This is a genomic window from Neomelitea salexigens DSM 19753, from assembly GCF_000422345.1.
Taxonomy (GTDB): Bacteria; Pseudomonadota; Gammaproteobacteria; order Pseudomonadales; family Spongiibacteraceae; genus Spongiibacter; species Spongiibacter marinus_A.
This window is the reverse complement of record NZ_AULP01000022.1, coordinates 1-1,385: the sequence shown is the minus strand read 5'-3', so window position 1 is coordinate 1,385 and position 1,385 is coordinate 1. Positions and strand designations below refer to the sequence as shown.

Annotated in this window: 1 pseudogene; it reads left to right on the top strand. The window is 54.0% G+C overall.

Annotation, left to right across the window (positions count from 1 at the left end):
- Positions 1–129 precede the first annotated feature (129 nt).
- Positions 130–1,285, top strand: a pseudogene (locus H573_RS0115690) (IS3 family transposase).
- Positions 1,286–1,385 lie beyond the last annotated feature (100 nt).

Here is a 1,385-nt window from a genome sequence, read left to right as displayed (position 1 = left end):
GTTTCTTCCAGGCGTAGTACCCGCTGGGTTGAACACCAAACAGCTGACATAACTGCCGTACAGAATGGGGTTCTACCCCGTTTTTGCGGACACTTCAAAGAAGCCCGATAATGGGCGTAAGGAGTGTTTATGCAAAAAAGAAAGAAGTACAGTCCAGAGTTCAAGCAAGGCGCTGTTGAGCAAGCTAACCAGCCAGGTGTCAGTTGCGCCCAAGTCGCACGGGAGCTAGGCATTGGCGCCAACCTGTTAACTCGCTGGCGGCGCGAAGCTGAGCAAAATGGTGCCGACACCTTCGTCGGGACCGGCAGCCCCAGAGATGAAGAAGTCGCCAGGCTCAAGCGAGAGCTCGCGAGAGTTAAGAAGGAGCGGGATTTTTTACGAGAAGCGGCAACGTTCTTCGCAAGGGAGTCGTCCTGAGGTACCGGGCGATCCAGCGTTGTCGCAGAGAGTTTCCTGTCCGCCTGATGTGTCGCTGCCTGGCGGTTTCGCCCAGTGGCTATTACGCATGGGAAGGCCGTGAGCCAAGCCCTCGAGCGAAGGATAACGAGCGGCTGTTTAAGCGCATACGAGAGATCCATGACGATAGCGGCGGCAGTCTCGGCGTACCTCGGATGCACGAGGATCTCTGCGAGGAAGGCGAAACAGCCAGCAAGAATCGGATTGCACGGCTTATGTCTGTCAATGGATTGCAGGGATGGCCTCGCAAGCGCAAGCGTGGACACTATGGAAAGCCTGCGTTAACACCACCGGGCGTGAAGAATCACTTGCAGCGAGACTTCGTCGCGCTGGAGCCAGAAACGAAGTGGGTAACTGACATCACAGAAATCCCTACCAGTGAAGGCAAGCTGTATCTGTGCGTAGTCATCGACCTGTTTAGTAAGCTGGTTGTTGGTTGGTCAATGCATCACCGTCAAGACAGGCAGATGGTCATGCGCGCTGTTGAAATGGCTATCTGGCAACGGCAGGGGGAATCGCAAGTGATACTACATTCAGACAGAGGCAGTCAGTTCCGTAGTGGTGATTATCAGCGGTTACTCAAGCAAAACGGGCTGGTATGCTCGATGAGTGCGGTGGGGCATTGCGGCGACAATGCGGCATGCGAGGGCTTTTTCGGCGTCCTTAAGCGGGATCGAATTAACCGCACGAAGTACTGGACACTGGATGCTGCTAAAGCTGGCGTGTTTAACTATATTGAGCGATTCCACAATCCCAGAATGCGCCGAAGAGTCGCTAAGCGAGATATGAAATTTCAGGCGATTTTAAACCGTCCGTAGAAACAGGGTAGAACCCATGAGAGCTGTGGTGTTCAGCGATAAAGGCGTATCTTACTCGGGGTGGCTTGCGAAGTACGCCGCGGCTTTTTTTAACAGGTCACGCTCTTCAGT